Raw genomic sequence first — 20,078 nt, 5'->3', positions numbered from 1 at the left:
GTCAATCCTGTGCCTGTGAGAAACTGTCTGCGAGTGGAGGGCCGTTGCATAGCAAGCTAGTTGTTGTTATTCGGTGATAGAAAAGTGGGTGTGCCCTTTCCAGATTCTGGAAATGAGTCACCGATTGCTGCGCTATTCGACGACGACCGCACCTTTCATACCGAGGCCTTGGTGCGGTTGACAGGTGTACAGAGATACCCCGGTTTCCTCGAAGGTGTGCTTGTAGGTACTGCCTTCCTCTGAGACGAGTTCTGAATCAAGTGGGCTACCGTCGGTCGAAATGACGCTATCCGACGCCATCTGACTTCCGTCAGTCGAGAATACGTTGTGTGCTGCGCCAACGCCGGTCCACTCCCAGGTAACCGTCGTTCCGGTTGATATCTTGATGGCGGGCGGGTCGAACGCGTACTGACCGCCGTTGCCTTCTGCGCCCACGGCAACCGTAGCTTCGGACCTCCCGGTTCGGTCAGTAATGGACCCATCGAAATTACCCGTCGCTCCGAGCCACTGGTCGATGGCTGGATATCCTGAAGATTCCCGTTCCTTGACGATGACTGCCCCTTTCATTCCCTCATCGCGGTGGGGCTCGGAGACGTAGCGGTACTCGCCGACCTCGTCAAAGATGTAGTGGTAGCTCGTCCCCAACTGAGCGTTCGTCCGGCCACTGTCGAAGGTCCCATCAAGCGCGACGACGTTCCGTTGACCACCGTGGGAAGTCCAGTCCCATGTGACGTTTGTCATCGGCGATACTTCGATGACTGGCGGATCGAATGCCAGGCCCCCATCAGTTCCCTCACCGACCATGATTACTGGCTGTGAGCGTGGACCGTACGTGCGGGGCTCGCCGTCGTAGCCGTTGGCGTCGTCGAGCCAGTCGTCGAGGGACTCGGGCGTCGATTCAGGCGTTGCAGTTTCGGTCGCTGTAGCGGTTTCGGTTGCAGTCGTGGTCTCGGTGCCGGTTTCCGGGGCTGGTTCCGAACTACTCCCCGTGGAAACGCACCCGGCGGTGACGGCAAGCGCTGTCAACCCTGTGCCTGCAAGAAACTGTCTGCGAGTGGAGGGCCGTTGCATAGCAGGCTAATCGTTGTTATTGGATGATAGAAAAGGCGGTGTGTCCTTTCCAGATTCTGGAAACAAACGGTCGCCCTTTATCTGAGGGTGTTTTATATTTCCGACACTGGCCGGGGGCTGCTACCGGAGGACCGCGGGACACTGTGATCGCAGTATCCCACAGGTTTCACGTCGCTGCCCCGTCATATCGAAATCGAACCGCGCGCAGAACCACCTCCACCCGTCCCCTGAAGGGTCCGCCGTGGCACACAACGACGCGAGCAAGACACAGGCGCTGTTCGACGCCCTCGCTGACCCTGACTGTCGCGACATACTCAGGGTGCTCGACGAGCCGCTGCCAGCCAAGGAGGTCGCCTCGGTCTGTGACCTCCCCCAGACAAGCACGTACCGGAAGCTCGAACAGTTGAGCGAGGCCGAACTGGTCGCCGAGGAGACGGAGGTGCGTCCCGACGGCCATCACGCGACGGCGTACGTCCGGGACTGTGGCGGCGTGTTCGTTGGCGTCGACGCCGACGGCGCGTTCGAGATCGACGTTCTGCCGGCCGAGGAGCGGCCGAGCGAACGGCTCGCACTCCTGTGGTCGCGCGTCAGCGAGGAACTATGAACGGAGACATCCCACTCATCGTCATCGGATTCAAGACTGTGACAGTGTTGCTTGGCGGGCTCATTACTTACTTTGCCGCTCGCGCAGCGTTGAAAACGAGGGCCACCGGACTCACCTATCTCGCCGTTGGATTCGCGACCATTACTGTCGGGTCGCTCACCGCCGGTGTCGCGGACCAACTGTTCGGTCTGAGTACCAACGCTGCACTGATCTTCGAAAACGCGCTCACTGCGGTCGGTTTCGCGGTCATCGCGTATTCGCTGTACGTCACCAGTCGCTCCGCGCTAGTAAAACGATAAAAACGGCTCGTCGACTGTCGCGTTACTCGACGACGACTGCGCCGACCATCCCCAGCGCCTTGTGCGGGACACAGTTGTAGAGGTAGGTGCCGGTTTCCTCGAACGTGTACTCGTAGGTGTTTCCTTCCTCTGAGACAGCCGAACCCGAGTCGAGCGGGCCGTCGCCTTCGGACTTGACGTTGTGGCCGGCACCTTCACCGGTCCACTCCCAGACGACCGTCGTTCCGGTCGAGACTTTGATCGCGGGCGGATCGAAGGCGAACGCGCCGCCGTTCCCCTCAGCGCCGACTGCAACGGAGACCTCGTCCTGATCAGTCATCACGACCGTGTTGCCGTCGAAGTTGGACGACTCGCCGACGTAGTCCGCCACTTCGCTTGACGCTTCGACGGTTTCCATCCCACCGCTGCTCTCGGTGTCCATCTCCTCGGCTTCAGTGGTCGCCATCTCCTCTGCTTCGGTGGCTTCCGTTTCGCCGCTGCCACCATCGCCGCCGGACCCGCCACAGCCAGCAAGGAGTCCAGCGCCTGATACGGCTGCCGTCGTGCGGATGAACGTCCGCCTGTCGAGGTCGTCTGTCATGCAACTAGAGTTATGACTCTGCACTTATAAGCAAGTCGTTTCTGTCGTTTAGACGGGAACAATAATTGAGGATTGTACCGCCCTGCGGTGTGGCGATACCAACACAGTTCGGACGGGGATTGATGCGGATACGGGCCCACGATATAGCCAATGGGAGTGTCTGTTCGCAGATGACCGTCTGGCTTCGTGGCGACCACCTCCTCCGCCGGTCCGGCCCCGTCGACAACCGACCCGACGAACCGGTGCTTCTGATAGAGGCGGAGTCGTTTGCCCGCAAACTGCCGTACCACCCACACAAGCTGATTCTGCTGTTTAGCGCAATGCGGCATTTTCGCGACGACCTCCGAGACAACGGTCGGACGGTCCAGTACCGCCAGACAGAGACCTTCGAGGACGGACTGGCGGCACACTTTGAGGCCAACCCTGACGACACGCTCGTGACTCACCGACCGCAGACTGAGTCCGCACGGGCACGTCTCGAATCGCTGGTCGCCGAGGCAGGCGGAGCCGTCGAGTTTGTCGCCGACGAACGGTTCCTCTGCGCACCGTCCCAGTTCGACGAGTGGCGCGGCGACGGCCGCTACCGCCACGAGGACTTCTACCGGTTCATGCGCCGGGAGACGGGCTACCTGATGGCGGACGGCGACCCAGTTGGCGGCGAGTGGAACTACGACGACCAGAACCGTGAGACGCCACCCGACGAGTGGACACCACCGGAGCCACCGCGGTTCGAGCCCGACGCCGTGACCGAGGACGTTATCGAGTGGGTCGATTCGACGTTCGAGGGAAGCTACGACGAGCGGCCGTACGGCGGCGACTGGGCCGACCCCGAACCGTTCCGCTGGCCTGTCACTCGCCGGCAGGCCGTCCGTGCGCTGGACCACTTCGTTATGGACCGGCTGACGGAGTTCGGGCCGTATCAGGACGCGATGCTGGACGACGAGTGGGCGATGAGCCACAGCCTGCTTTCCACGTCGCTGAATCTGGGACTCCTCGGCCCTGCGGAGGTCATCGAGCGCGCTATCGCCGCCTACGAGGACGGCGACGCGCCGCTGAACAGCGTCGAAGGGTTCATCCGGCAGGTGCTCGGCTGGCGCGAGTTCCTTCGGCACGTCTACCGCCGGGAGATGCCGGATTTAGCTGAGGCGAACCAGCTCGGCGCTGGTGAGGCCTTGCCCGACCTCTACTGGGACGGCGACACCGACATGGCCTGTCTCTCCGACGTGGTGGACGGAGTCCGGGAACGAGGGTATTCACACCACATCGAGCGGCTGATGATTCTCGCGAATTTCGGGCTCATCTACGGCGTTGAACCGGCACAACTGAACCGCTGGTTCCACGCCGGCTACGTCGACGCCTTCCACTGGGTGACGACCCCGAACGTCGTCGAGATGGGGCTGTACGGCGCGGGCGTGTTCGCCACCAAACCCTACGCCTCGTCGGCGAACTACGTGGACAAGATGAGCAACTACTGTTCGGGCTGTCCGTACTACAAGACGAAGACCACCGGCGACGGAGCCTGCCCGTTCAACGCGCTGTACTGGGACTTCCTCGACCGTAACGAAGACACGCTTCGGTCGAACCACCGGATGGGACTGATGTACAGCCACGTCGACAACAAAGGCGACGAGGAACTCACGGAGATACGCGAACGGGCCGAAGAGATCCGCAAAATGGCGGCCGAAGGCGAACTCTGAGGGCCGCTGTCTCGTGGGAGACCGTCGACACTGGTTACTCGTCTCCGTCCGCGGCGTCAGTTGCCTGTCGCTGTTGCATCTCGTGACGGGTGAACTGTGGCGAGGACAGCGCCGGCCCGCGCCGTCGGCGGAACGACCACGCGAGAATTCCGAGCACCGCCGCGCTCCCGCCCAGCGCGAGGCCTGCTGGCTGAAGCCCGCTCACGGTGTAGAGGTAGGCACTCACCGGCACGCCGGCGCTAGCGACGATACCGAGCAGGAGCCGCTTGGCAAGCACCCGACTCAGTCCGTCGGAGTCTTCCAGGACGGTCTTGACAAGCAGTTCTTCGCGCTCGACCCTGTCGAGTGCGTCCTCTAGCTTCGGCGCTGCTCGCACCGCTGACCGGGTCGAGCCAGTCACTGTCTCTTGGATTTCCGTCTTGATCTGCTCCCGAACGTCATCCCCGGCGCCTTGCTCCATGACGTACTCGGAGATGATCTCGATGAAGTCGAACTCAGGGTCGAGCGTCCGACAGACGCCCTCAAGCACCGTTGTCACGCGGACCACCAGCGCCAGGTCCTGTGGTAGTCGCATCGGGAACTCGTACAGTTGCGCCTCGAACTGGCCGACGAGCTGTTCGATGCGGTACTCACTGATGTCCTCGCCGCGGAACTGCTCGATGACGATGTCGAATGCTTCCCGCATCACCTCGCGGTCGGCCATCGGGTCCAGCGCGCCCATCTCGACGAAGGCGTCCATCACCCGGTCTACGTCGTCTGTTGCCAGTCCGACATAGAACTCAAGTAGCTGGTCCTGTGTTCGGGGACCAAGGTAGCCGGTCATCCCGAAATCGTAGAAGACGAGCGTCCCGTCGGGCTGGACCGCCAGATTGCCGGGATGGGGGTCAGCGTGGAAGAGGCCGTCCTCGACGATCATCTGGATGTACACCTCTTCGAGCCGGCGGACAAGTGCCGGCCTGTCGATGTCGAGTTCGTCCAGCCGCTCTACGTCGTCGATTTTCACGCCGTCGAGGTACGTCATCGTCAGCACGCGGTCCGTCGAGTGGCTCCCGACGACGTCCGGGATGGCGATGTCGTCGTCGTTTGCGAAGTTGTCGCCGATTTCCCGAAGCATTCGCGCCTCGTGGCCGTAATCCATCTCCCGGCGGACCGTCGTTGCGAACTCCTCGGTGAGATTCTCCAGCGTGAACGCCTGGCCCGGGTCTGCGCCGTAGGTGAGCACCGGTAGCAGCGTCGACAGCACGCGCAGGTCGGATTCGACGCGCGTCCTGATGTTGGGTCGAAGCACTTTCACGGCGACCCGCTGGCCGTCGACCTGTGCCTCGTACACCTGGCCCAGCGAGGCCCCGGAAATGGCTGTCGTGTCGAACGCCTCGAACAGCGTATCGATATCGTCGCCCAACTCCCGTTCGATAACTGGCTCAATGGTCGCCCACGCGTCCGGTGGGACGTTGTCCTGTAGCTCCGAGAGCACGTCGACGTACGCCCGCGGCAGGGCGTCGGGCCGGGTCGAGAGCATCTGTCCGAGTTTAATGAACGCCGGGCCGAGGTCGACGAACGTATCCTTCAGGTAGCGGGCGCGCCGCGTCCGCGTCTCGGGGGCCACTGACCGGGACCGACCGAACAGGAGGAACCGTTTCCGGTCCCGGCCCCACTGCCAGAGCAGCGGGACGAACTGCCAGACGATGACGAGCGCTCGCCAGAGGGCCCGGAGCCGAACGCCGACGCCGCCCGGCTGTGACACTGTCTGTCCCGTCGGCTCATCGGCGGCACGCTCCTCACTTGTCACTGTTCGCAAGTGAGGCCCGGCGACAAATGAGTCTGCTGGAGACGGGCCCCGCTCAGCGACGGAGGAAGCCGAACAGGCGGTACTCCGAGTCCGGTGTATACCGTCGGAACGCGAGACTGTTTGCGAGCACCGACACGGACGAGGCGGCCATCGCCGCGGCGGCAAGCACCGGCTGGAGGAGTCCCAGTGAGGCCAGCGGAATCATCACGGTGTTGTACCCGAGCGCCCAGAAGAGGTTCTGCTTGATCTTCTGGAGCGTGGCCTCAGATATCCGGATAGCCTTCACTACGTCGGCGGGGTCGTCCCGGAGTAGCGTCACGTCGCCGGCCTCGATCGCCACGTCGGTCCCCGAACCGATGGCACAGCCGACGCTCGCGGCTGCGAGTGCCGGCGCGTCGTTGACGCCGTCACCGACCATCATCGCCTGGTCGCCGTCGCTCTGGAGGTCGTCGACCGCGTCGGCCTTGTCTTCCGGCAGTACGTCGGCCATCACGTTGTCGGGGTCAATACCGACCTCTTCGGCGACGGCGCGGGCAGTCCGCTCGTTGTCGCCGGTGATGAGCCAGACGCCGAGTCCGCGTTCTCGCAGCCCACTGACGGCGGCCTTCGCGGACTCTTTGACCGTGTCGGCGTCGGCGACGATACCGATGAGCCGGTAGTCCGGGTCGCTGTCGCCCTCGGTGCCGTCACCGCCTGCGTCTTCGGCCAGCGCGACCAACATCGCCGTCTTGCCCTCGCGTTCGAGCGTGTCCATCCGCTCCTCCGCCGGCGCGGTGTCGACACCGACCTCGGACAGCAGTTTCCGGTTGCCGACGAGGACGCGACCGTGGCGCGTCGTCGCTTTCACGCCCTGTCCGGGGACGTTTTCGAATTCGTCGGGGTCTTCGACCTCGATACCGCGGTCGCGTGCCCCCTCGACGATAGCCTCGGCCAGCGGGTGTTCGCTGGCGTGTTCGGCGCTGGCGGCGACTTCGAGCACGAACGCCTCGCTCCGTTCGCGCTCGGGCTTGAGCGCCCCGCCGTCCGTCGCGGGGCCGACGACTTCCACATCAGTGAGTTCCATCTCGCCTTTCGTCAACGTCCCCGTCTTGTCGAAAACGACGGTGTCGACCTCGTGGACGCGTTCGAGCACGTCGCCGCCCTTGAACAGGACGCCGTTGCGCGCACCGATTGCCGTTCCGACCATCGTCGCCGCGGGCGTTGCCAGCCCGAGTGCGCAGGGACAGGCGATCAGGACAGCGGACGCGAACACGACGATAGCGAACTCGCTTACGCCGACGCCAGTCGGGCCGCCTGCGGCCAGTCCCCACAGCGGGAGCGCGTCGACGACGGCCGCCAGCGTCTCCGGCGCGACCGCCCACAGTACCCCCCAGAGGACGGCGTTGCCGATGACAGCCGGGACGAAGTACGCCGAGATGCGGTCGGCGACGTTCTGGATGTCCGGCTGGCGCGACTGGGCCTGCCGGACCCGCTCGGCGATCTGCTGGATGGCGGTCTCCGAGCCGACCTTCGTCGCCTCGACTTCGAGGACGCCGTTCTGGTTCACCGTTGAGCCGATGACCTCGTCGCCCCCACCTTTCTCGACCGGGACCGACTCGCCGGTAACCATCGACTCGTCGACCGCCGAATCGCCGTCCACGACGACGCCGTCCGTCGGAATCTTCTCTCCGGGCCGGACTTTCAGCCGGTCGCCGACCCCCACTTCGTCGATGGGCATCTCTTCCTCGCTGCCGTCGTCACGGACGACCGTTGCCGTGTCAGCCTCCATCTCGAGCAGTTGCTGGATGGCGGCCCCGGCCTGACTCTTCGAGCGGGCTTCGAGGTAGTTCCCGAGCGTGATGAACACGAGGATCAGCGCGGCCGTGTCGAAGTACAGCCCCGTGCTCGCGATCAGTCCAGACAGCGCGGCCACCGAGTAGAGGTACGCTGTCGAGGAACCCAGTGCGATGAGCACGTCCATGTTTGCCCGCCCGTTGTTGACCAGCGCCTTGTAGGAATTCTCGTAGAACGGCTTGCCCAACAGTATCTGGACCGGCGTCGCCAGCGCGAAGGCAACCCAACCCTGTGGTACTCCCAGCACCGTCTCGCCGAGGAGACCGAGCGAGAACAGGTGGTCCGCCATGAACAGCAAGAGCGGGGCCGACAGTACCGCTCCGAACAGCGTGAGTCGGAGCTGTCTGCGCGTCTCCTCGTTGCGCGCGGCGGCACGGCGGTCAGCGCCGGATTGCTCATCACCGGAGCCGTCGCCGTTTGCACTCCCACTGTCCTCCCTCACGGGCGTATAGCCGGCTGACTCGATGGCGTCGTAGAGGTCCGCACGCGACACGTCGGCCGGGTTGTAGGTGACCTGGGCCTCGTCGGTGGCGTAGTTCACGCTGGCGTCGATGACGCCCGCGGTCCCTTCCAGTGCCTCCTCGTTGGCGTCTGCACAGTTCGCACACGACATGTCGGTGATGCCGACAGTCACCGTCTCCGTCGCCACGCCGTAGCCAGCGTCCTCGACAGCGGCGACGATATCGGCCAGTGACACCACGTCGGGGTCGTACTCGACGCTCCCCCCGTCGGTGGCGTAGTTCGCGTCGACGGACGAGACCCCGTCAAGCTCGCCAACCGACTCCTCGATAGTGCCCGCGCAGTTGGCACAGCTCATCCCCGTCAGTTCGAGCCGGGTGGTCTGGTTACTCATCTTGTTTCATTATACGCCCCCCGTATTCATGCGGTTTGTCCCTTTGATTCGAATCTCAAAATAGACTCTTAGGCTGATATCCAAACCCACGCCGCCGGAAAGTCAGCAATCAAAAGAGCGCGTCGTGGTTCAGGCACCATCTTTCAGCGACTCGTACTGGTCGACGAACCGCTGTGCACAGGAGCCACAGCAGAAGTAGTGCCGCTCTCCGTCGAGCGTGCGCTGCTCGCCTTCTTCATCGACACTATTGCCACACTCCGCACAGTCGGGCGCGAACTCCGCCGCACCCAGCCCGGCGGTCCACTCGCTGTCCGCAATCATCCGCACCTCGTAGCGGTTCACGTCCCCAAGGTCGACGTGTTCGGCGAGGAGTTCGCTCGCGTCGGACTGAGGAACGGTCGCCGCCAGCACGACCCGGCCGCCAGCGGTTCGATAGACCCGCTCGACGGTGTCGGCGTCGCTGACCGCCCCGGCGATATCGGTGGCCCGACCCGGTTTCGCATCTACTTCGATCAGAACGGGTACGCCGGCCTGTAACAGCGAGCGGTCGACATCGACAGTAAACCCCTGTATCAGTCCCATTTCGACGAGTCGGTCGACGCGGTCGGAGACCGCAGGGGCCGAGAGATCTACTCGTTCGGCGATGTCGCTGTAGGGCCGTCTGGCGTCTTCGAGCAGCAATCGGAGGATTTCGTGGTCCGTGTCGTCGAGTCCGGGCATATCGGACCAACTTCGAGCGCCGGTTTATGTGTTGTGTCCGCCCGTGTCTGTGCCGCAAAGTGGAGTTCAGGCATGAGCAACTCAGTGATTAGATTAGTCTAATTCTTCTATTAGATAGAAACTATTATATTCCGTTCCGACAGCAAACAACACATGGCAACCAACCAACCCTGCGATGATCAGACGTATAGAGTCACCCGCAGGCAGGCACTCAGTGCCGGGGCGGGAGTCCTTGCATCCGGCTTTGCTGGCTGTCTGACCGGCGGCGGGACGGAAGCGGGATCGAATAGCAGCGACAGTACCAGCGGTGCGGACGGACCGGTCGCGGTCGCGTCGTTCTTTAGTTTCTACGACTTCGCCCGCAAGGTCGCACGCGGGACGCCGATAACGGTCAAGAACCTTATCCCGACCGGACTACACGGCCACGGCTGGGAACCGGACGCCGGGATCACGCGAGATATCATCGACGCGGACGCGTTCATCCACGTCGGCCCAGACTTCCAGCCGTGGGCTGACCGCGCGATTCAGACGCTCAAAGACGACAACGTCGATACCGAACTCATCAACGTCCGCGAGGGTATCGAACTCGAATCGCTCGCGGCGAGTCTCGACCGCGACGAAGAAGGCGTTGGACAGGATAGGGCCAGCGACCCTCATTTCTGGCTTGACCCGCAACGCGCGAAACAGTCGGTCAACAATATTACCGAGGGGCTGGTCGCGCTCGCACCGGACGCCGAAGATACGCTTCGGGACAACGCCGAGACGTACAACGCGGACGTTCTCGACCGCATCGACGCGGACTACGCCGATATTTTCGACCGGGCCGACAGGAACGTGGTCCAGCTCGCGGCGCACAACGCCTTCCAGTACATCGGCTCGCGGTACGGCGTTGAGATGCGCCCGCTCGTGGTCAACCTCGCAGCCAGCGGTGACGTGAAACCCACGGACATCACTGAGGCGAAAGCGGTCATTGAGGACAACGACATCCGGTACATCGGGGCCGGCGTCTTCGAGACGCGCAAGCCTGCAAAGCAGCTACTCGCCGAGACACCGGTCGAAGCCTACTACCCCGTGACACCGTATGCTGGCGTCCGTGAGGAGTGGGTCGAAAACGGCTGGGGGTACGAAGAAATCGCCTATCAAATAAATATGCCGACGTTCGAGGTCGTTCTGGGCAATATGGCACCTGAAGACGCGGGCCCCGACGGCTGGAGCGAGGAATGGCGGAACTTCGAATAATAATGACGATGCGTTCACCCCATCGAGACGGTGCCGACGAGGCGACGACCGAACCAAACGAGAGCAGGCCAGCCGTCGTCGAACTCACAGATGTATCATTCGGGTACACGTCTACGCCCGTCGTTGAAGACATCAGTGTCAGTATCGACGCCGGGGAGTACGTCGCCGTGGTCGGCCCGAACGGCTCCGGCAAGTCAACGCTCATGCAGTTGTTGCTCGGGCTTCTAGAACCGGACAGCGGAACTGCGGAGCTGTTTGGCGTCGACGCGACGGCGTTCGACGACGGGGCCAGAGTCGGCTACGTCGCACAGCGTGCCGGGACGAGCCGGGAGATGCCCATAACGGTCCGCGAAGTGGTGAAGATGGGCCGGTTCCCACACGTCGGGTTCGGGCGTCTCTCTGCGGCCGATTGGCGTATCGTCGACAGAGCCATCGACACAGTTGGGATGTCGGCGTTCGCCGACCGGCGAATCACCCAGCTCTCTGGCGGGCAGCGCCAGCGGGCATTCATCGCCCGGGCGCTGGCGGGTGAAGCCGACCTGCTCGTTCTGGATGAACCGACCGTCGGCGTGGACACCGAATCGGTCGACGCCTTCTACGGACTGCTCGAATCGCTCCACGACAACGGCATCACTGTCCTGCTCATCGAACACGACCTGCAGGCCGTCATCGAACACGCGGAGCGCGTCATCTGCCTGAACCGCGAGATATACTTCGACGGGCCGTCGGCGGAATTCACCGACAGCGCGGCGCTGTCCAGAGCGTTCGGGACGGGTGCGCAGACGCTGACCGGAGGCAACCGATGACGCTTGCATTTGCTGCTGGCGGCGTCTACGAGACGTTCGTCCCGGTCCTCGAAGCGTGGTACTGGCTCCTGACACAGTTCTACCATCTGACCGGACTGGAACTCATCAACCCCGAGTACACATTCATGTACCGGGCGATACTCGTCGGGCTGTGCGTCGGCGTCATCGCGCCGTTAATCGGGACCTTCCTCGTCCACCGCCAGCTCGCCCTCATCGGGGACGCACTCGCCCACACGGCCTTCGCTGGTGTCGCTGTCGGGCTGTTTCTCAATGCCGTCCTCGAACTGGGCGTCTCGCCGTATCTCACCGCCGTCGTCGTGGCCGTTATCGCGGCGTTGCTCATCGAACTCATCTCCGAGGCGACCGACGCCTACAACGACGTGTCGATGGCGATTGTCCTCTCGACGGGGTTCGCGCTGGGGACGGTCCTCATCAGCCTCAACGCGGGCGGACTGGCTGTCGGTATCAATCAGTACCTCTTTGGTAACCTCTCGACGGTGTCCGCCGAGAACGCGGTCATCATGCTTGGGCTGTTCAGCGTCATCGTCGGGACGGTCGCGCTCACCCGCAACCAGTTGCTGTACGTCACGTTCGACGAGACCGCCGCCGCCGTCTCCGGACTGCCGGTTGCCTGGTACAACCGGATCATGGTGATGCTGACGGCGCTCGTCGTCGTCGGCGCGATGCAGATCATGGGCGTCATCCTCGTCGCGGCCATGCTGGTCGTTCCGGTCGCCGGCGCGACGCAGGTGTCCCGGAGCTTCTCGGAATCGCTGCTGGTCTCGATTGTACTGGCCGAACTCGCCGTCGTACTGGGGATCGGTATCTCGTACTACGCCGGTGCGACAGCCGGCGGCGTCATCGTTCTCGTCGCAGTGGGGATCTATGTCCTCTCAGTGGTTGCCGGGAAAGTCCAACAGACGGGTGCGCCGGATGAGACGCGGGAACTCGACACTATCAGCCAGGACTGAACGACGACCTCGACTGAGGTCGATGGTCGCGACTGAGAGCCACGGCTGGCGACGAAACGCTGGCCGATGAGCGAGTCACTGGAATGCGTCACAGTCGCTGCTCCCGCTCTGCCAGTGGACTACGTTGTCACCGGTGTACTCGACAATGACATCGTAACAGTTGTCATCGTCGAACGTCGTCTCCTCAGAGATATCGGTCCCGGCGATGGCCGTCGCTATCGTTATCCTCCCTTGCTCGTCCGGAAGCGCATCATCCAGTTCCACGGTTGCGCCGTCTTCGTCAGCCGCGACGGTATGTGTCTCGTCGTACACCGTTTCGCGGTCAACCGTGACCGTGAACTCGAACTCACGTGCCACCGACCCGGTGTTCGTCAGCCGTACGCCGGCGAGCTGAGCGCTCGCAGTACTGAGCGCTGAACATCCCGAGAGTGCGAAGAGTGTCCCTGCTGTGAGAACGGTGCGCCTGGAGGGCATCATCCAGAACTGTTCGGCCGTTCTGGAAAAGTCTTCTGTCGCTCACACAGCAACCGATATCACACCGGCTCAGGCGCCCATCTGTGCCGCGATACCCGAGATCATCGTTTCCCACAGCGAGAACCCCATCGTCACGCTCAGGGCGAAGTCCGCGGCGAAAAACAGGAACAGCCCTGCGCCGACGAAGTGAGCTTTCCGCAGGTTGAAACGATGAGCGAACCGGTGGAAAAACAGCGCGTTGGCGAGGCTCACCGGAATGATGGCGAGCATCTCGCCGGTCCAGATAGCGCTGGCGTGGGCGCTGTATTGGGCGGCGAGCGTGATTGTAATGAGCTGGGTCTTGTCGCCGAACTCGCCGAAGGCCATCATCGCGAAGATGGGCAGGAAGCCGCCGAGCTTGTTCGGCACTTGCCAGTCGACGACGGGAACGCGAACGTCTAGCTGTCCGCCGTCAGTGGTGAAGCCGGACGCGGGCTCCTGTTGCGCTGCGCCGGCTGCCGGGGCACTACGGAGCAGTAGTATCGCGAACAGCAGGAACATCCCGGCGGTGAGGCTTTCGAGGACAATACCGGGTAGTAGCGATGTGATTGCGGAGCCGAACCAGATTTCAAGCGCCGTCCAGCCGGCGAAGGCAGTACCCGCGGCACTGACAACGAGGAACGGATTGAACCGCGTCGACAGGCCGGCAATGATGAACTGGACTTTCTCGCCGGGAAGGACCGCGAGCTGCGCACCGGCTGCTATTGCCACCACCGTCAGCCACGTCGCGTCGCTCACGCTTGGCTCACTCCGTCTTCGCCCTGCGTATCCGGTGCGCGGACCTGAATCGCGTCGGCGATGTGGTCCGGGAGCGACACCGACGACCCGCTCTCTAGCTGGACCGTCACCATCCCGATAGGAGCAACTTCCTCGACAGTCAACACGGTCCCCGGCGTGATGCCGGCGTCGGAGAGATACGTGAGTTCGTCGGGATCACGGTCCCGGACCCGTGCAACTTCGAGTCGCCCCCCTTCACTGTGTTCTGACAGCGCCGTCGCGGACTCGTCGTCGATGGGGTCCAGCGAGTCGCTGGGAATTGGGTCCCCGTGAGGGTCGAACTCCGGCTCGTCGAGGACAGCCGCGACCCGGCGCTCGAACTCCTCGCTGATGTGGTGTTCGAGCACCTCCGCTTCCTCGTGGACCTCGGCCCAGTCGTACCCCAGCTGCTCGGTGAGAAACGTCTCAAGCAGGCGGTGGTGGCGGATAATCTCCAGCGCCACCGTCTCGCCTTCCGGCGTTGTCTGCACGCCCTTGTACTTCTCCCGTTCGACCAGCCCGCGGTCAGCCAGCTTCTCGACCATACTGGTGACCGTCGGTGCCGTAACGTCCAGCATCTCGGCGATAGTAGACGGAGCAATCGGCGGGTCGCCGTCCCGCTCAAGGCGATAGATGGCCTTCAGATAATCCTCCATCTTGGCACTCAACATACACCAAATTAGACGAATCTAACCCAAAAGATTGGCGATTCCAACAACTTTGTGCGCGCCGGCCATATTCGGCCGACCGCTGTCACTCGTCGGCAGCGTACGTTTCGCGTCGGTTCCGGGTCAGGAGCCACAGGAACAGATAGCCGATGGCACCCAGAACGAACAGCGTTGCGGGGATGAGAAACGGTCCGAACGTCCGAACAAGCGTCTCGATCCCCGGCAAACCGACCATACGCTGATTAGGGACGTTGCCCTGATAAACCTCAAGGGTATGCCGGAACGGCTACCGACTCGTCCGCCCGGGAATCTCGCGAGTTATCGCACGGAATCGGTGAAGCGGTCGGGAACCGGTGTGGCCCGCTCAGATGAGGTCTTGGTCTTCGAGCGAGGCCATGACGTCGTCGACGAACGCGTCGACGTTGTCGTATGGGAACTCCCCGTTGAGCTTCGTGTTCAGTTCCATTGCTGTCATCGAGAAGTCACCAGACTCGAACTTCGTCGACGGGCCGCCCGGAAGTGCCGGAACGAGGTCCATCGGACTGGAAATCGGGTAGTCTGCTTCGCCGAACGCATCAACGAACTGTGAGCGGAGGTCTTCTTTGTCAACCATGATCGGACGTTGTGCGAGTATTCTCATAAAAGGTTCGACATCGGTACACTTTCCCATTGTTTTGAGTTTATTTGAGGCCTGCGCCGCTCTGGACCCTCGCGGTGCTGTACCGATGTATGAACAACTCACCCCTACCATTCGATGGGACAGCCTTGGAGTACTCACCGGACTCGACTTTCGTCGTCCGTATCGCGCCGGGCAAGCCGTTCGGCGGTCTCACGGTCCGTCTCGACGCGTTGATCGTGCTCGCTTCGGACCAGCGCGTACAGGGCCAGCGGTGCGGCCACCGCGAGCAACATGACTACGAGGAACAGCCCGGTCGTGGCAGGCATCGTTAGCCGAGGAAAATGTCTGCTAGGTCACTGCCTGCGGACCCGGTGTCCCGGTACAGTTCCGAGTAGCCGCAGTTCGTACACGTGACGACCTGAAACTGGTTGGTCTGGATGTCGAACATCTTTGAAAGGCCGCCGCCGGTGGTCGAGATGCTACCCACGTCGGTGCCGGTGTGGCCGCACTTCGGACAGCCGCGGTCGTCGTCCTGTGGTGAAGTGTTGGAGGGCATTGCAGTCGACGTTTTGTGCCCCTGTGTAACAAATCTGGTGCTACCCTGTCGAGAGTTACGATGACCGCTGTAAAACGAGGCGGGCGAACGTAATGGTGCACTATGCCAGTTCCCACCCGCCTCAACGGAGGGAAACGCCCACGTTATTTGTTTGTTATGAATCCCTCCAAACTTCTATGGCCTCAGTCGTCAGCGGGAATCGGCTCGCCGTGGGACACGTCGTCGCCAAGGAGCGTCATGAACTGTGCGAGCCACTCGGGATGGTCGGGCCAGGCCTGCCCGGTGACGAGGTTGCCGTCGGTGACCACTTCGTCGACCCACGAACACCCGGCGGCCTCACACTCGGCGCGACAGGCCGGGTACGACGTCATCTCGTAGCCGTCGAGCACGTCGGCGGCGGCGAGAATCTGCGGGCCGTGACACAGCGCTGCGACCGGTTTGTCCTCCTCGAAGAAGTGCTGTACTGCGTCCAGCACCTCGTCGTACGTCCGGAGATATTCCGGGGCACGCCCGCCGGGAACGACGAGTGCGTCGTAGTCACTGGGATTTACGTCGGCCATCGTCGCGTTCAGGACGAAGTCGTGTATCGCTGTCTTAACTGTCTCTTCGGCCGCTTTGTCGGGACACACCGCGTCGACCTCGTGGCCAACCATCTGCAGCGCCTGGAACGGCACCATTATTTCGTAGTCCTCGACGAAATCGCCGGCGATCATGAGAATGTCTTTGCCCATTGGAAACACCACTGAAAGCTACGGTCGCCGTCGAAATAAAGTCGCAGGTGAATTACCAGCTCTATGTCACTCGCCGAGCGATGCCAGCACTTCTTCGATGTCCCCCAGCGAGTCGATGACGTAGTCAGGCGTCACGGCACTCCGTTCCAGTGACCGCTCGTTGGACACGCCGGTCCGGACGAGAACAGTCGTCATCCCGTTCCGCTCGCCCATCGCGATATCTGTCTCCAGTCGGTCACCGACGATAAGACACTCTGCCGGGGCACAGTCCAGCCGTTCCAGTGCCGCCTGAACGGCAATCTCCGATGGCTTGCCGAGTATCCGGTCCGGATCCCGCTCGATGACGCCGGCAACGGCGTTGATTATCGCCCCGGAACCAGGGACCGGGTCGCCGTCTTCGCCGGGGAACGTCCGGTCCGGGTCAGTCCCGAGGAAGACGGTTTCCTCGTCGATGGCCCGGAGCGCGTCGACCATGTCGTGGTAGTGGAAGCCGTCCGTCCAGGAGGCCAGTAACACGTCAGTCTCGGCAGGGTCTTCGACCAGTTGTGCCTCTGTCCCCATGACCATACTCCGGAGCGGGTCGCTCCCGATGACGAACACGTCGTCACCCGCATGGGACCCGTTGAGGTACTCGCGGGTGACGACACCGGAGGAACAGGCCTCACCCTCGCGGGCGTCGACGCCCAGCCCCCGCAACCGCTCAACGTACTCGCTCCCGTCGTGGATAGGATTGTTCGAAAAAAAGCAGATTCCCAGGCCGCGCTCTCTGAACACGTCGATTGCTGACGCCGCGCCCGGCAACAGCGTGTCTCCATGGTACACCGTTCCGTCCAGGTCGATGATAGCCCCCGCAACTGTCATTACCACCACTCGGGACCCGGCAGTAAAAAGTCCGTCTCAGTCGTGAAGTTCGACGCCCGACACCTCAAAGCGCGCCCCGCCGCTGTCGCTCTCGGCCAGTGACACTTCCCAGCCGTGGGCCTCGGCGACCTGTTCGACGATAGCCAGGCCGAACCCGGTTCCGTCCTTCGTCGAGGAATAGCCCATCTCGAACACGTCGTTAGCGTCGCCTTCGACTCCGTCGCCGTTGTCCGCGATGTAGAACCCGTCGTTGGACTCCAGCAGTCCGACCTCGATTTCGACGTCGCCGTCGTTGTGTTCGATGGCGTTCCGGAACAGGTTCGCCAGCAGGTCCTGCACGCGCCCGCTGTCGGCGGCGAGTTTCGTGCTCGATTCGACCGACATGGACGCCTGTTCCGCCTCGATCCAGGTCCACGCGGTCGACGCCAGCGTCGATAGTTCCGTCTCCTGTGGATCACTGACTGTCTGGCCTTGTCTTGCCAGCGTGAGTACGTCCTCGATGATACAGCCCATCCGGTCCAGCGACCGGTCGATCTTGGCGACCAGTTCGGCCTCCTCGCTATCGTCTGGCTCCGTGAGCAGGTCAACCGCGCCCTGCGCGACGTTCAGCGGGTTCCGCAGGTCGTGACTGACGACACTGGCGAACTCTTCGAGTCGCTCGTTCTGGCGTTCCAGTTCGCGCTGGCGCTCGACGCGTTCAGTGATGTCGCGTGAGACCAACTGGAAGGTATCTGACTTGCGATGGCTGTCGACGGGGATATACTGATTGTGATAATGTCGGCCGCCGACGGCGTCCTCGGAGCGTGTCGCAGTCCCGTTTTCGACCGCGCTTTTCCCGGCTTCGAGACGCTGGCTGGCCGCCTCGCTGTCCATCACTGCGCTCAGTTTCTGGCCGACGAGCGCATCAGGGTCGGCACTCAGTCTGCGTGCCATCGAGGGATTCACTGAAAGGATGGTTCCGTCCGTCGTCAGGTGGACGATACCGTCCGGCGAGTCCGAAACAAGTGACTCAAACTTCTTGCGGGTACGTTCCTGCGAAACGACGTTTTGGATCCGGTTTGCCAGCCGACCGTACTGTTTGTCTTCGACGACTTCGAGCTTCAGGAGGTAATCAGCGACGCCCGCCGCAATAGCAGCGCTCGCCGTCTCTTCGTCTCCACGCCCGGTCAGTAGGATGAACGGGATCGACGGGTTTGTCTCTCTGATCTCTTCAAGGAGTTCCAGCCCGTCCATTTCGGGCATTTCGTAGTCACTGACGACGCAGTCGAACCCGCCCCCGTCGAGCCGCTCCAGCGCTTCCGCAGCGCTGTTTGCCGCGACGGACTCAATGCCGTGTTGTTGCGTGAGCGTATCAGCGGTCATCTCCGCGAAAAAATCGCTGTCGTCAACAACAAGCGTTCGTATATTAGTTTCAGATGTCATATGGGCGGCAGGGTCCTTGTTCCCCCAACGGTCTGTCCATACTTATATTTCAAGGGAGCTAGGTTGCCCGCTGGTCCCGGCTAAAGCGGTACCGGTGGGGCAATCGAAACGCGGAGGCCAGGACTGTGATGGATCAGTGGGGCCGAGTTACGGGCCGATATGTCAACCAATGCGAGTACAGAGCCGGTTACACTGGCGTCAACACGGTCGAGTCGCCACGGGTCGTGGCCGACGCTACCCACGAGCCGTGTCCCAAAACGCCCTGTTGTGAAGTATCGCTGCCGGTCGACGAGGAAGGAAGCCAGCGAGTCCGGTGGAATCGCTACTGGCTCACCATCAGTCGTGTACCGACACTCGAACAACCGGCGGTCGCCAGCGTCGAGGACCCGGCGACGGTCAGCCGTTGAGAGCATCCGCGGGACGGCATCTCCCACTGTGATGCGAAACAGTTCCGAGACTGCTGTCGCCGTCCGCCTGTCGTCACCGAACAGCCCGAGCACGCAGACCCCACGCTGACCGGTCGGGCCGCGGACGTAGGTCCGAACCGTGAGCAACTCAGACGGCCCGGCGACCTCGATACCAAACGTCTCGACGCGGTCGACAGTCGCCACGACGGCCGACACCCAGGCGTCACCGTCGGCCGTCTCGACGGTGAGCCAGTCGGGAACTGCCGCTCGTACCGCTGCCTCGGAGACCGGCCAGTGACAGAAGCACACGTCGTCGAGCGTGACCTGCAGCGGACGGAGGGCAACCACACAGTCATTGAGGGCGACACGCTAATCAGTGTACTGGGCGGCCCCGTCAAGCCGGTGGAGCCGCCCCGCAGTCACCGGAATCTCGGCGCAGTAGTGGACGAGCGGGTCGCCGTCGGGCCTGTCGAACCCCGACGCGGCAAACAGGCCGTTCGTCCGGATATCTGCCTGCCCGCGCTGAAGCGGCCACGGCTCGTGGTCGATGTCGGCGTAATACACCGTCTCGTCGTCGCTGGCGGCGTAGAAGCGGTACCGCTCCACCAGGAACGACTCCACCGAGCCCGGTTCGGGTGCCGACGGTGCCTCGGTCGGCTCGTAGGTGGCGTGGAAATCCGCCGGTGGCGCACGCGAACTGGTCCGCCGGCTCCGGAACTCGACGCTGTCGCCGTCGGTCCGGATCTGCATCGACGCCCTGTAGTAAGACAACTGGAACAGCTTCCGGGCCAGCGTGACGCTGAGGCGGTCGTCGGCGTCGAGGTTGTAGAAGTACACCCCCGGCGTCCCGTCGGCGACCACGTAGGTCCGGAGGTTTAGTTCGCCGAAGGAGCGCCCGATTGGACTGCCGCGCGGTCTGATGTCCGCCATCTGGAACGGGACCACACTGAGCCATGCCTGCCCGTCGTACGTGTCGACATCGAGCCCGTCCGGCAGTGTCGTCTGGACACTGTCAGGCTCGACCGGCCAGTGCATGAACCCCACGTCCCGCCACGTCATCGTCAGCAGGTCCATACTTACCCG

General features: G+C 62.8%; 23 protein-coding genes. 6 read left to right on the top strand and 17 right to left on the bottom strand.

Going from position 1 to position 20,078, the window contains the following annotated elements; translation table 11 throughout:
* Positions 1-132 precede the first annotated feature (132 nt).
* Positions 133-1,071 (bottom strand): halocyanin domain-containing protein, encoded by a 939-nt coding sequence (locus AV059_RS17445; protein ID WP_228841829.1) that lies wholly within the window; start codon positions 1,069-1,071, stop codon positions 133-135.
* A 241-nt stretch (positions 1,072-1,312) separates the two neighbouring features.
* On the opposite strand from AV059_RS17445, the gene AV059_RS17440 reads away from it, so the two are divergent.
* Both AV059_RS17440 and AV059_RS17435 read left to right on the top strand, forming a co-directional pair.
* Entirely contained in the window at positions 1,313-1,675 is a 363-nt protein-coding gene (locus AV059_RS17440) for a helix-turn-helix domain-containing protein (protein WP_058996516.1), read from the top strand.
* Positions 1,672-1,974, top strand: coding sequence for a hypothetical protein (locus tag AV059_RS17435; RefSeq protein ID WP_058996514.1), 303 nt, complete (start codon positions 1,672-1,674; stop codon positions 1,972-1,974). Before AV059_RS17440 ends, AV059_RS17435 begins: the two co-directional genes overlap by 4 nt.
* Before the next feature lie 22 nt (positions 1,975-1,996).
* Here AV059_RS17435 and AV059_RS17430 read toward each other — a convergent pair whose 3' ends face one another.
* A complete protein-coding gene (locus AV059_RS17430) occupies positions 1,997-2,554 on the bottom strand; it encodes a halocyanin domain-containing protein (protein ID WP_058996512.1) in 558 nt (185 codons plus the stop codon).
* Positions 2,555-2,724: 170 nt separating this feature from the next.
* Here AV059_RS17430 and AV059_RS17425 point away from each other — a divergent pair, with 170 nt between their 5' ends.
* The gene (locus AV059_RS17425; RefSeq protein WP_058996510.1) at positions 2,725-4,251 is read left to right on the top strand and encodes a cryptochrome/photolyase family protein; all 1,527 of its coding nucleotides are present in this window, start codon (positions 2,725-2,727) and stop codon (positions 4,249-4,251) included.
* 34 nt (positions 4,252-4,285) lie between these two features.
* Here AV059_RS17425 and AV059_RS17420 read toward each other — a convergent pair whose 3' ends face one another.
* The 3 genes from AV059_RS17420 to AV059_RS17410 form a co-directional block, all read right to left on the bottom strand.
* Positions 4,286-6,040 (bottom strand): AarF/ABC1/UbiB kinase family protein, encoded by a 1,755-nt coding sequence (locus AV059_RS17420; protein WP_058996507.1) that lies wholly within the window; start codon positions 6,038-6,040, stop codon positions 4,286-4,288.
* 52 nt (positions 6,041-6,092) lie between these two features.
* Positions 6,093-8,726: a heavy metal translocating P-type ATPase gene (locus tag AV059_RS17415; protein WP_058996505.1), complete on the bottom strand. Its 2,634-nt coding sequence runs from the start codon at positions 8,724-8,726 to the stop codon at positions 6,093-6,095.
* Between the two features lie 129 nt (positions 8,727-8,855).
* On the bottom strand, positions 8,856-9,446 hold the full coding sequence (locus AV059_RS17410; RefSeq protein ID WP_058996503.1) for an Lrp/AsnC family transcriptional regulator: 591 nt from the start codon (positions 9,444-9,446) through the stop codon (positions 8,856-8,858).
* Positions 9,447-9,599: 153 nt separating this feature from the next.
* Here AV059_RS17410 and AV059_RS17405 point away from each other — a divergent pair, with 153 nt between their 5' ends.
* The 3 genes from AV059_RS17405 to AV059_RS17395 are packed head-to-tail and all read left to right on the top strand — an operon-like array spanning position 9,600 to position 12,462.
* Entirely contained in the window at positions 9,600-10,685 is a 1,086-nt protein-coding gene (locus tag AV059_RS17405) for a metal ABC transporter substrate-binding protein (RefSeq protein WP_058996500.1), read from the top strand.
* 2 nt (positions 10,686-10,687) lie between these two features.
* A complete protein-coding gene (locus tag AV059_RS17400) occupies positions 10,688-11,491 on the top strand; it encodes a metal ABC transporter ATP-binding protein (protein ID WP_079990797.1) in 804 nt (267 codons plus the stop codon).
* Positions 11,488-12,462, top strand: coding sequence for a metal ABC transporter permease (locus AV059_RS17395; protein ID WP_058996496.1), 975 nt, complete (start codon positions 11,488-11,490; stop codon positions 12,460-12,462). Before AV059_RS17400 ends, AV059_RS17395 begins: the two co-directional genes overlap by 4 nt.
* Positions 12,463-12,537: 75 nt before the next feature.
* Here AV059_RS17395 and AV059_RS17390 read toward each other — a convergent pair whose 3' ends face one another.
* From AV059_RS17390 to AV059_RS17345, 12 genes are all read right to left on the bottom strand, one after another.
* Entirely contained in the window at positions 12,538-12,936 is a 399-nt protein-coding gene (locus AV059_RS17390; RefSeq protein WP_058996495.1) for a hypothetical protein, read from the bottom strand.
* Positions 12,937-13,005: 69 nt separating this feature from the next.
* Positions 13,006-13,713, bottom strand: a complete 708-nt coding sequence (locus tag AV059_RS17385; RefSeq protein ID WP_058996493.1) for a TMEM165/GDT1 family protein — start codon at positions 13,711-13,713, stop codon at positions 13,006-13,008.
* Positions 13,710-14,402, bottom strand: a complete 693-nt coding sequence (locus AV059_RS17380) for a metal-dependent transcriptional regulator (RefSeq protein ID WP_058996491.1) — start codon at positions 14,400-14,402, stop codon at positions 13,710-13,712. Before AV059_RS17380 ends, AV059_RS17385 begins: the two co-directional genes overlap by 4 nt.
* An 82-nt stretch (positions 14,403-14,484) precedes the next feature.
* Complete coding sequence (locus AV059_RS22510; RefSeq protein WP_004515676.1) at positions 14,485-14,634, bottom strand: hypothetical protein; 150 nt, start codon at positions 14,632-14,634, stop codon at positions 14,485-14,487.
* A 129-nt stretch (positions 14,635-14,763) separates the two neighbouring features.
* Positions 14,764-15,012, bottom strand: a complete 249-nt coding sequence (locus tag AV059_RS17375) for an MTH865 family protein (RefSeq protein WP_058996488.1) — start codon at positions 15,010-15,012, stop codon at positions 14,764-14,766.
* 161 nt (positions 15,013-15,173) lie between these two features.
* On the bottom strand, positions 15,174-15,344 hold the full coding sequence (locus AV059_RS22505) for a hypothetical protein (RefSeq protein ID WP_195156670.1): 171 nt from the start codon (positions 15,342-15,344) through the stop codon (positions 15,174-15,176).
* Positions 15,345-15,346: 2 nt separating this feature from the next.
* Positions 15,347-15,574, bottom strand: coding sequence for a zinc ribbon domain-containing protein (locus tag AV059_RS17370; protein ID WP_058996487.1), 228 nt, complete (start codon positions 15,572-15,574; stop codon positions 15,347-15,349).
* 182 nt (positions 15,575-15,756) lie between these two features.
* Complete coding sequence (locus AV059_RS17365; RefSeq protein WP_058996485.1) at positions 15,757-16,305, bottom strand: DJ-1/PfpI family protein; 549 nt, start codon at positions 16,303-16,305, stop codon at positions 15,757-15,759.
* Between the two features lie 66 nt (positions 16,306-16,371).
* Positions 16,372-17,166 carry an HAD-IIA family hydrolase gene (locus AV059_RS17360; RefSeq protein ID WP_058996483.1) on the bottom strand — a complete coding sequence of 265 codons (795 nt, stop codon included), beginning with the start codon at positions 17,164-17,166 and terminating at the stop codon, positions 16,372-16,374.
* A gap of 36 nt (positions 17,167-17,202) precedes the next feature.
* Complete coding sequence (locus tag AV059_RS17355; RefSeq protein ID WP_058996481.1) at positions 17,203-18,588, bottom strand: response regulator; 1,386 nt, start codon at positions 18,586-18,588, stop codon at positions 17,203-17,205.
* Positions 18,589-18,668: 80 nt separating this feature from the next.
* Complete coding sequence (locus AV059_RS17350; protein WP_058996479.1) at positions 18,669-19,343, bottom strand: DUF2071 domain-containing protein; 675 nt, start codon at positions 19,341-19,343, stop codon at positions 18,669-18,671.
* A gap of 21 nt (positions 19,344-19,364) precedes the next feature.
* Positions 19,365-20,069: a YqjF family protein gene (locus AV059_RS17345; RefSeq protein WP_058996477.1), complete on the bottom strand. Its 705-nt coding sequence runs from the start codon at positions 20,067-20,069 to the stop codon at positions 19,365-19,367.
* Positions 20,070-20,078: the final 9 nt, after the last annotated feature.

Origin of the sequence: Haloarcula sp. CBA1127, assembly GCF_001485575.1 — an archaeon.
Lineage (GTDB): Archaea > Halobacteriota > Halobacteria > Halobacteriales > Haloarculaceae > Haloarcula.
Note: the sequence above shows the minus strand (reverse complement) of the source record. Positions and strands in the feature narration are given on the sequence as shown.

What these genes read in the sequence shown, in the direction of transcription:
- AV059_RS17390 (WP_058996495.1), bottom strand. Translation starts at nt 12,936, where the DNA reads ATGCCCTCCAGGCGCACCGTTCTCACAGCAGGGACACTCTTCGCACTC.
- AV059_RS22510 (WP_004515676.1), bottom strand. Translation starts at nt 14,634, where the DNA reads ATGGTCGGTTTGCCGGGGATCGAGACGCTTGTTCGGACGTTCGGACCG.
- AV059_RS17365 (WP_058996485.1), bottom strand. Translation starts at nt 16,305, where the DNA reads ATGGGCAAAGACATTCTCATGATCGCCGGCGATTTCGTCGAGGACTAC.
- AV059_RS17425 (WP_058996510.1), top strand. Translation starts at nt 2,725, where the DNA reads ATGACCGTCTGGCTTCGTGGCGACCACCTCCTCCGCCGGTCCGGCCCC.
- AV059_RS17360 (WP_058996483.1), bottom strand. Translation starts at nt 17,166, where the DNA reads ATGACAGTTGCGGGGGCTATCATCGACCTGGACGGAACGGTGTACCAT.
- AV059_RS17370 (WP_058996487.1), bottom strand. Translation starts at nt 15,574, where the DNA reads ATGCCCTCCAACACTTCACCACAGGACGACGACCGCGGCTGTCCGAAG.
- AV059_RS17430 (WP_058996512.1), bottom strand. Translation starts at nt 2,554, where the DNA reads ATGACAGACGACCTCGACAGGCGGACGTTCATCCGCACGACGGCAGCC.
- AV059_RS17380 (WP_058996491.1), bottom strand. Translation starts at nt 14,402, where the DNA reads ATGTTGAGTGCCAAGATGGAGGATTATCTGAAGGCCATCTATCGCCTT.
- AV059_RS22505 (WP_195156670.1), bottom strand. Translation starts at nt 15,344, where the DNA reads ATGCCTGCCACGACCGGGCTGTTCCTCGTAGTCATGTTGCTCGCGGTG.
- AV059_RS17400 (WP_079990797.1), top strand. Translation starts at nt 10,688, where the DNA reads ATGACGATGCGTTCACCCCATCGAGACGGTGCCGACGAGGCGACGACC.
- AV059_RS17375 (WP_058996488.1), bottom strand. Translation starts at nt 15,012, where the DNA reads ATGGTTGACAAAGAAGACCTCCGCTCACAGTTCGTTGATGCGTTCGGC.
- AV059_RS17355 (WP_058996481.1), bottom strand. Translation starts at nt 18,588, where the DNA reads ATGACATCTGAAACTAATATACGAACGCTTGTTGTTGACGACAGCGAT.
- AV059_RS17445 (WP_228841829.1), bottom strand. Translation starts at nt 1,071, where the DNA reads ATGCAACGGCCCTCCACTCGCAGACAGTTTCTTGCAGGCACAGGGTTG.
- AV059_RS17405 (WP_058996500.1), top strand. Translation starts at nt 9,600, where the DNA reads ATGGCAACCAACCAACCCTGCGATGATCAGACGTATAGAGTCACCCGC.
- AV059_RS17435 (WP_058996514.1), top strand. Translation starts at nt 1,672, where the DNA reads ATGAACGGAGACATCCCACTCATCGTCATCGGATTCAAGACTGTGACA.
- AV059_RS17395 (WP_058996496.1), top strand. Translation starts at nt 11,488, where the DNA reads ATGACGCTTGCATTTGCTGCTGGCGGCGTCTACGAGACGTTCGTCCCG.
- AV059_RS17345 (WP_058996477.1), bottom strand. Translation starts at nt 20,069, where the DNA reads ATGGACCTGCTGACGATGACGTGGCGGGACGTGGGGTTCATGCACTGG.
- AV059_RS17415 (WP_058996505.1), bottom strand. Translation starts at nt 8,726, where the DNA reads ATGAGTAACCAGACCACCCGGCTCGAACTGACGGGGATGAGCTGTGCC.
- AV059_RS17410 (WP_058996503.1), bottom strand. Translation starts at nt 9,446, where the DNA reads ATGCCCGGACTCGACGACACGGACCACGAAATCCTCCGATTGCTGCTC.